The sequence below is a fragment of the Candidatus Desulfatibia sp. genome (genome assembly GCF_036446775.1).
Taxonomy (GTDB): Bacteria; Desulfobacterota; Desulfobacteria; order Desulfobacterales; family UBA11574; genus Desulfatibia_A.
The window spans coordinates 1-7,327 of sequence record NZ_JAZFTO010000295.1; the positions used below are offsets into that span (position 1 = coordinate 1).

Consider the following 7,327-nt stretch of genomic DNA (forward strand, 5'->3'; position numbering starts at 1 on the left):
TTTTTTACGATGCCGATTTCCCCAACAAGGCCCTTTGCACCGGTCAGCGGTTTTGACAGCTGTGATTTAAAAACCAAAGCAGCGACCGTGACGAAAAAACCCGAAACCGAAACAATGGTGGGTATAAGAACCCCCAAAGAAAGCTGCATGGCAGGATCGCTGCTGTCAAACAACATCAGGGATCCGAGCAAAAGTGAAATAATACCTGCTATGCTGAGCAGCCCATAACTTGAAATTTTCATCTCCATAATAAAAAAAATCAGCGCCAGGATGATAAGAAGAATCCCGGCGTAATTGACGGGAATCGTCTGAAGTGCAAAAAAGGCCAATATCAATGCAATCCCGCCGATTACCCCCGGCAAAACAGCCCCCGGTTGCGACAGTTCAAAGTAAATCCCGGCCAGACCGATCATCAACAGGATATAGGCAATGTTTGGATCGCTGATAGTCTTTAAGATCTTGTTCCTGATAGTTTCTTTCAGGACTGTCGTTTTGACGTTATCAAGATCTAAAACCCCTTTGTCTTGGACTTTGCGACCGTTTATCTGCTCAATCAGGTCATCCAAATCTTTGGCAACAATATCAATAATGTTCTCCTTCAGCGCTTCGATTTCAGTTACGGATACGCTATTGCGGACCGCCCTTTCAACCCACTGGGCGTTTCTACCTCGTTTCCTGGCAATACTCTTGGCATGGGCAACCATATCGTTGGTAATTTTTGCGGACATGGTCTTGTTGATCTCTTTACCGCCGGCACCGACGGGATGGGCCGCACCGATATTGGTCCCCGGCGCCATGGCTGCGATATCTGCCGCCATGGTGATCATAACGCCTGCTGAAGCCGCCCTGGCCCCGCCGGGTGCGACATAAATCACAACCGGCACTTGGCTCGCAAATATGGCCTTGACGATATCACGCATCGACTCGACCAGACCTCCGGGTGTATCAAATACAATGATGATGCAGGCAACATTATCATCCGAAGCCTTTTTTATCCCGCTTTTTAAAAAATCGGCGGTTCCCGGGCTTATGGCTCCCGAAAAATTGATGACATAGATTTCGCTTTTAGCTGCAATCGCGCTGGCCGGCAAGCAGAATAAAAACAAAAATAGAGCTAAAAGCAAACATTTATACTTCATATAATATCCAAAAATGCTGGATGCTGGTCTCTGGATACTGGATGAAGTGATGAATTCCCTATTTTTCTATCCAGAATCAAGCATCCAGAATCCAGAATCGCGGAGCCTCGTCGGTTTGCCCATCCCGGGCCGCTAAAGGCCGGAGAGGTGAAGCTTCGCTAGTTCACGAGGAATTCTGGTTGAGCGCTTGCATTAACTTTTTCATATCCTCCCACACATCTCTTTTTTTAGCGGGATTGCGCAAAAGGAAAGCCGGGTGATAGGTAGGCAACAACCTAATCCCCATGTATTGATAAAAAGACCCTCTGAGTTTTGAGATAGGTTTTTGGGTTTCAAGAAGTGTCTGAGCGGCGAAAGTCCCTAATGCGCATATCAAATCAGGCTTGACGGCCGCGATCTGGCGTTCTAAAAAGGGTGCGCAGGCCTTGATCTCGTCCGGCCTGGGATTCCTGTTCTTGGGTGGACGGCACTTGATTATATTGCAGATATACACCTGCTCGCGGGTATAATCAATGGCATGAATTATCTTAGTAAGCAACTGGCCGGCTGCGCCTACAAACGGCTCTCCCCTTTGATCCTCCTCATAGCCCGGCCCTTCACCTACAAATACGAGTTTTGCGTGGGGATCACCTGAACCAAAGACAATATTTTTGCGGCTGCCGGAAAGCCGGCAGCGTCTGCAATCGCCAAGATCATTGCGGATTACCTTCAGAGTCTCAGGAGCAAAGGGTATTTTACGTCCCCAGGTTTTGATTGTTTTCAGGCTGGTTTCAGAGCAGTCAAAACCCCGGCACCCGGTTGCGGCCAGATGGCGCAGTGTGTTTTCGATCTCTGCGACGGTGGCGGCAAAATCTTCGATGCGGGCCTTATTACTATTTTGGGAGCGTAGTGGCATAAAGTTATTTGTTTAATATCCGATCGAGCAGTATATGAGCAACCTCTTCTTTATCCATTACAGCAAGCGGCTCTTTTGTTCCGTCTTTAAAAAAAAGCGTGATCTCATTTGTATCTGAACCGAAACCCGAAGAAGGAATACCCACCAGGTTGCCGGCGATCATGTCAAGATTTTTTTCGGCGAGCTTCTTTTCGGCATATTTTTCAAGGTTTTCAGTTTCCGCAGCAAAGCCCACCAAGACTTGATCTTTTTTCCTTCTGCCAAGTTCTTTCAGGATATCCTGATTTTTTTCCAGAGCCAAAAGCTCCTGGTCGTTTTCCTTTTTGATCTTCTGGTCAGCCTGGTCCTTGGGTCTGAAATCGGAGACTGCAGCTGCTTTTATTATAATATCGGAATCTTTGAAATGCTCAAAAACTTTTACCCCCATTTCCCGGGCAGTTTGAACACGAATAACGGTCACATTGTTAGGATCGGGCAGATCGGTTGGGCCCGTAATCAGGACAACATGGCTACCGCGGTGTTCCGCAGCCCTGGCAACGGCGTAGCCCATCTTGCCTGAAGAGAGATTGCTGATAAAACGCACAGGATCGATCGGCTCCCGGGTGGGGCCGGCGGTTACCAACACCTTTTTACCTTCCAGATCCTTAGGAGCAAGACAGCACATAAGTCTGTCCATAATATCTTCCGGTTCGGGAAGACGGCCGGGGCCGGTGATACCGCAAGCCAGCTTCCCGGTTTCCGGTTCTATGACAAAATATCCGTCCGTTTTGAGTTGGGCAACATTTCTCTGAACCGCTTTGTTTGCAAACATATGCGTGTTCATGGAAGGACAAAGTACAACGGGGCATGTTACCGCCATTATAAAGGTGCTCAGGGCATCATCAGCCACCCCGCCGGCAAGCTTGCCGATAATATTGGCTGTTGCCGGGGCAATCACAACGGCATCGGCTTGTTGGGCCCACTCAATATGTTTGATGGAAGCATCTGCGCCTTTTTCAAAAAGACTGGTACACACCGCTTGACCGCACAAGGCTTCAAAAGTCAAAGGTCCTACAAATTCCCGGGCATTTTGAGTCATGATGACCCTGACATTGGCACCCTGCTTCATAAGCAGTCTTAAAAATTCTACGCTTTTGTATGCCGCAATCCCCCCGCACACACCCAGAACGATATTTTTTTTATTAATGCCGCTTCTCATAATTATTTTAATAACCCGGACTCGGGTTCATTAACTGTGGGCGCAACGCCTATTTCAACATATGTGTTTAACTCTTTTTCGTTAATGCTGATCACGGCCCACCTGTTTTCCTTCTGAAACAGCATGATGGTACTTGTCCGGGGCGACTTGAACAAACTGATTTCGCGCCAGTTATCCTTGGCCATGTTGTTTTGAAAAAAAGCGATCAGCGAATTTCTTTTAACTTTCCCTTTTAAGGCCAGAACGCCGGTTAAAAAACCCGGAGACTGGACGATATAAGATGATTTCTCGTCCACCTTCAGCTCGTTTGGAATAAGCACATCTCCGAAATCATAATATAAAGGGGAAGATTCTCTATCTTTTGTTACTGCAAACCCTTGGGTGGAACTGCTTTTATTTGATCTAAGAGTGGAACATCCGCTTACGATGAAAAAAAAGAGCGTTAGCATCCCGATAGCCAACAAAACCGTCTGCCTGGACCTTGCTTTTGTCATGATTTCCTCCTTACCCGTATCTGTAAGCATTTGTATTCTTATAAGTCCCTTCCTATGTATACCTTTATTGCAAAACAAGTCAAATATGATTCATTCGAAAAAAATCGAATTCATCAGGTATTTTGGGCTAAATACCATTCGTACGTCCGCTTAATGCCTTCTGCCAGAGATATAGCCGATTTCCAGCCCAACTGTTCGAGTTTTGAAATATCAAGCAGTTTACGCGGAGTCCCATCCGGCCGTGAACTGTCCCATACAATATCGCCCTGATAGCCGACGATTTCAGCAATCAGTCCGGCCAAATCGCGGATGGTAATATCCGTTCCGCAACCAATATTAATTAACGGTAAACGGTTATCGGCAAACAGTGAATCAAAAACCTCGTCTTCGCGGTTCATCAAAAAGATGCAGGCATCAGCCATATCATCGACATGCACAAATTCCCTGCGGGGACTGCCGCTGCCCCAGAGATTTACTGCCGGCTGTGACTTTACGCCCGTATCAGGCAGCTTATGATCATGCCCGCAAGACTTGCAAATGGCACCCAGACACGCCATAAAATCATCCGGGATATCGCCGAAGCGGGATCGGTCTTTTTTAATTTCCGTCCAGTCGCCCCGGGCAGCCAGTTTCGCCAGATGATATTTACGGATCAGGGCCGGAAGCACATGGGAATTCTCCAGATCGTAATTATCGTTGGGCCCGTAAAGATTGTTCGGCATAACCGCATAATAGCGGGTTCCATACTGGCGGTTAAATGATTCACAGAGCTTGATCCCCGCAATTTTGGCAACGGCATAGGGCTCGTTGGTCGGTTCAAGCTTGCCGGTTAGAAGATATTCCTCCTTCATCGGCTGCGCGGCGTGCTTGGGGTAGATGCAGCTGCTGCCCAAAAACAAAAGACGTTGCACACCGCTTTTGAATGCCTGGTAAATTACGTTGGCAGTGATCATTAAGTTTTGGTATATGAAATCAGCAGGATAGGTATTGTTGGCGTGGATTCCGCCGACTTTAGCCGCAGCCAGGACGACAAAATCGATCTTTTTATTCTTAAAAAAATGCCGTACCGCCTGTTGATCGATCAGTTCCAGCTCTTGATGGGTTAGGGTGACAATGTTGGTATATCCTTCGCCTTTCAGTCGGGAAACAATAGCGGAGCCTACCATACCGCGATGCCCGGCAACGTAGATATGAGACCGGGGGTTCAAGGCCGCAAATGAAGTTTTATTCTGAGTTGCTATCATTTATCGCTCAATTGAGGTTTCAAGTTTTTTTAGTTGTTGCAACCGGCTGTGCCTGAGCAAAAGGTCAAGCCAGGTGCTAAACAATTCGTCCAGATCCGCATGACCTTTTTTAAGACGCTCTTTATCAATCTCAGCAAGGGCTTCAATCAGATCCTGCCGCCGGGGCTCTTTTTTCAAAAGGTATTGATAGATTTCGGCGGCCTTTTCTAATTTGCCCTGGTCAGCATAGACCTTTGCCATGGTTTTGGTATAAAAAACATCATCCTTGTTCAATTTTCGCCTCTGCGTTTAGCTTTAAGTTTAAATATCAGCTCATCTTTTCCGACAACCCCCAGCTCCTTCCTGGCAACACTTTCAAGATACTTGGGGTCGTTCTTTAAACGTTCAATTTCACGATACAAGGACAGGTTCTTTTTAGCAAGTTCTGCATTTTGTTTCAACAGAACGTCTCTTTCTATTTTCAGCAGATGAAGGTCGGCCAGACCATTTTCACCGAAAATAATAAAAAGAAACAGTGCAACTATCGCCAGGATTACGAATGCAAGCAGAACGCTTTGTTTTGTATTCACTCTCCGTATCCTAAGTGTCTCTGCTAACTGCGGCTTGGCGGTGAAACAAAAATGCCAATATCTTTTCCAGTTCCGGGCTTTTGAGAAAAAACGCAAAAAAACCGTATAGCACAATACCGGAGAATATACTTCCCATGAGTCCGAAAAACAGGCCGGTTAACGTCGCACCCTCTGAAGGGATTATAAAACGGGCTACAGCCCAGACCATTGCACCCATCACCAATGAACATATTGCTGTCTTACAGATTGACGCTGCAATGCCTTTTAGGCCCAGCACGCCGAGCTTTTTCCTTAAGGCCCGGATGAGCAGGCCGAAATTAAGCATGGAAGCCAGCGAAGTAGAAAGCGCAAGTCCGCCGTGGGCCAGCCATTGCATCAGGATAACGCTGAAAACAATTTTAGCAATAACGGAAATAATAGCCATCCGAACAGGTGTTTTGGTGTCTTGAAGAGCATAAAATGCATTAACGACTATTCGAACAGCCGAGAAAGCCCATAGACCGGTAGCATAATACAAAAGTGCGTAGGCAGTCAAACGGGTGGTTTCAGCATCAAAGGCCCCCCTCTTAAACAGCAGGGCAACAATAGGCTGCCTTAAAACAATCAGACCGACCATTGAAGGAATAATGATAAAAAAGACTAGTTTTATGGCATAGGCAAAGGTGTTCCGGAAAGCCGGCAGGTCCTTTGCGGCTGCCTGTCTGGAAAGACTTGGGAGAACCGCGGTGGCGGTGGCTATTGCAAATATGCCCAGCGGAAACTGAACTATACGGTCAGCATAATAAAGATATGAAATGCTCCCTTTAGCTAATAACGATGCCAGAAAGGTGTCGACCAGAATATTGATCTGATATACAGCCGCCCCAAAAACAGCAGGAAGCATCAGTATACCTATTTTTTCAAGCCCGGGGTGGTAAAGCCTGGCTTTCTGCCAGAAATAAAATCCTTTTTTGATAAGAAACGGTATCTGGAGTGCAAGCTGTAAAAAACCGCCAATGAGTACGCCGATAGCCAGTCCTGTCACCGGATCAGCCATATGTGGTGAAATTATAAACACCGAACATATGATGGCCATATTTAAAAGAACCGGGGCCAGGGCCGGTGCGGCAAAATGACCGAGAACATTCAGGATGCCCATGGAAAGTGCCACAAGACTGATGAGTAAAATATACGGGAACATTATGCGGGTCAGGGTCACCGTAAGTAAAAACTGTTCCGGTGAATCTGAAAATCCCGGAGCAATTACGCGAATGATCAGAGGAGCTATCAGAATTCCGACAACTGCAATGATCGCCAGCAGGACCGCTAGAAGTCTTATGGCGGACCTTGCCATTTTAAAAGCTTCTGCCCGGCCCTGATTGGCAAGATATTCAGTAAAAACCGGAATAAACGCGATACTAAGGGAACCTTCCGCAAAAAGCCTTCTTAATAGGTTGGGAATCCTGAAAGCCACAAAAAAAGCATCTGAAATGAGCCCGGCACCAAAGAACCAGGCCAGGACAATGTCTCTTATCAAGCCAAAGATACGGCTTAATAAAGTTGCTGAACCAACAACCCCCGCAGCTTTTGTCACCTTTTCATTTTCAGTAGCCGCTTGATAAGATGATGGGTTCATGGAATGTTTTTTCAGTATCCGTATTTTGATCGAATGAACGACCCCGCGGCAAGCCACGGGGTATCAACAAATGATATTTTCTATCTTAACGCAGCAAGCTGCGGGGAATTAAACCCGACAGATTCCGCAACCTTCATCGCGTATTCATTGCAATCTGTGTAATCTGCGAAATC

At 46.7% G+C, this 7,327-nt stretch carries 8 protein-coding genes; all 8 read right to left on the reverse strand.

Going from position 1 to position 7,327, the window contains the following annotated elements; genetic code table 11:
• The coding region (locus V3S16_RS13770) for an NfeD family protein (protein ID WP_413885895.1) at positions 1–1,139 on the reverse strand (1,139 nt) is incomplete at its 3' end.
• 163 nt (positions 1,140–1,302) lie between these two features.
• Entirely contained in the window at positions 1,303–2,034 is a 732-nt protein-coding gene (locus tag V3S16_RS13775) for a uracil-DNA glycosylase (RefSeq protein WP_413885897.1), read from the reverse strand.
• 4 nt (positions 2,035–2,038) lie between these two features.
• On the reverse strand, positions 2,039–3,232 hold the full coding sequence (gene coaBC, locus V3S16_RS13780) for a bifunctional phosphopantothenoylcysteine decarboxylase/phosphopantothenate--cysteine ligase CoaBC (RefSeq protein WP_413885899.1): 1,194 nt from the start codon (positions 3,230–3,232) through the stop codon (positions 2,039–2,041).
• Between the two features lie 2 nt (positions 3,233–3,234).
• The gene (locus tag V3S16_RS13785) at positions 3,235–3,726 is read right to left on the reverse strand and encodes a hypothetical protein (RefSeq protein ID WP_413885901.1); all 492 of its coding nucleotides are present in this window, start codon (positions 3,724–3,726) and stop codon (positions 3,235–3,237) included.
• A 113-nt stretch (positions 3,727–3,839) separates the two neighbouring features.
• A complete protein-coding gene (locus V3S16_RS13790; RefSeq protein ID WP_413885903.1) occupies positions 3,840–4,970 on the reverse strand; it encodes a GDP-L-fucose synthase family protein in 1,131 nt (376 codons plus the stop codon).
• Positions 4,971–5,243, reverse strand: a complete 273-nt coding sequence (locus tag V3S16_RS13795) for a hypothetical protein (protein WP_413885905.1) — start codon at positions 5,241–5,243, stop codon at positions 4,971–4,973.
• Positions 5,240–5,539 carry an FtsB family cell division protein gene (locus tag V3S16_RS13800; protein WP_413885907.1) on the reverse strand — a complete coding sequence of 100 codons (300 nt, stop codon included), beginning with the start codon at positions 5,537–5,539 and terminating at the stop codon, positions 5,240–5,242. Before V3S16_RS13800 ends, V3S16_RS13795 begins: the two co-directional genes overlap by 4 nt.
• 10 nt (positions 5,540–5,549) lie before the next feature.
• Positions 5,550–7,154, reverse strand: a complete 1,605-nt coding sequence (gene murJ, locus V3S16_RS13805) for a murein biosynthesis integral membrane protein MurJ (RefSeq protein ID WP_413885909.1) — start codon at positions 7,152–7,154, stop codon at positions 5,550–5,552.
• Between the last annotated feature and the right edge of the window lie 173 nt (positions 7,155–7,327).

Coding starts and splice junctions, on each gene's coding strand:
- murJ (WP_413885909.1), bottom strand. CDS start 7,154: ATGAACCCATCATCTTATCAAGCGGCTACTGAAAATGAAAAGGTGACA.
- V3S16_RS13790 (WP_413885903.1), bottom strand. CDS start 4,970: ATGATAGCAACTCAGAATAAAACTTCATTTGCGGCCTTGAACCCCCGG.
- V3S16_RS13785 (WP_413885901.1), bottom strand. CDS start 3,726: ATGACAAAAGCAAGGTCCAGGCAGACGGTTTTGTTGGCTATCGGGATG.
- V3S16_RS13775 (WP_413885897.1), bottom strand. CDS start 2,034: ATGCCACTACGCTCCCAAAATAGTAATAAGGCCCGCATCGAAGATTTT.
- coaBC (WP_413885899.1), bottom strand. CDS start 3,232: ATGAGAAGCGGCATTAATAAAAAAAATATCGTTCTGGGTGTGTGCGGG.